Source organism: Streptomyces synnematoformans, assembly GCF_039531005.1.
GTDB classification, from domain to species: Bacteria; Actinomycetota; Actinomycetes; order Streptomycetales; family Streptomycetaceae; genus Streptomyces; species Streptomyces synnematoformans.
On the sequence record NZ_BAAAPF010000753.1, the window covers coordinates 1 to 663 of the forward strand.

Annotated in this window: 2 pseudogenes; both read left to right on the plus strand. The window is 80.8% G+C overall.

Features of this window, described 5'->3' with window-relative positions:
* Positions 1–261, plus strand: a pseudogene (locus ABD317_RS37510) (type II secretion system F family protein); the annotation flags it as partial.
* Positions 251–663 (plus strand): annotated as a pseudogene (locus ABD317_RS37515) (type II secretion system F family protein); the annotation flags it as partial. The pseudogenes ABD317_RS37510 and ABD317_RS37515, both read left to right, overlap by 11 nt.

A 663-nucleotide genomic window follows, 5' to 3' on the forward strand; every position in this document is an offset into this window, starting at 1 on the left:
GGCGCGGCGTCGGCGCTGCGCGCGGCGCTGGACGAACGGGACGAGCTGCGGGCCCAGTTGGCCGGCCCGCGGGCGACGGCGCTGCTGCTCGCCCTGCTGCCCGGCTTCGGGCTGCTGATGGGCACGGCGCTCGGCGCCGCGCCGCTGCGGGTGCTGCTGCACACGCCCGCGGGACTGCTCTGCCTGGCGGCGGGCTGCCTGCTGGAGTGGGCGGGGCTGGCCTGGACGGGCCGGATCGTGCGGGGTGCGCATGCGCGCTGAATTCATCCACAGCCTGTGGACGGCGCTTTCCGTCCTGGCCGCCGCGTACTGCACGGCGGACGCCGCCCGCGCGTCCTGGCGCGCACGCACCTCCCGTCGCCGGTGGCCCGCCGTGCCGGGCCCGCCCGAACGGCCCGTGCGGCCCGAGGGGGCCGGCCGGCCCGGCTCCGGGCGGGAGCCGGGCGTGGGCCGGCTGCGGGCGGCGGTCGTGCGGTGGGGGCCGGGGCTGCTTGCGGGGGCCGCGGTGCTCATCTTCGTCGGCGGAGCGGTCGGCGTCGTGGCGGGACTCGCCGCCGCGTACGGCATACGGCGCTGGCAGCGCCGGGCGACCGCCGCCGCGCGGCGGGACGCGGGCATACGGACCGGGGCCGACCTCGCCCTGGCCGCCGACCTCGTCGCCGC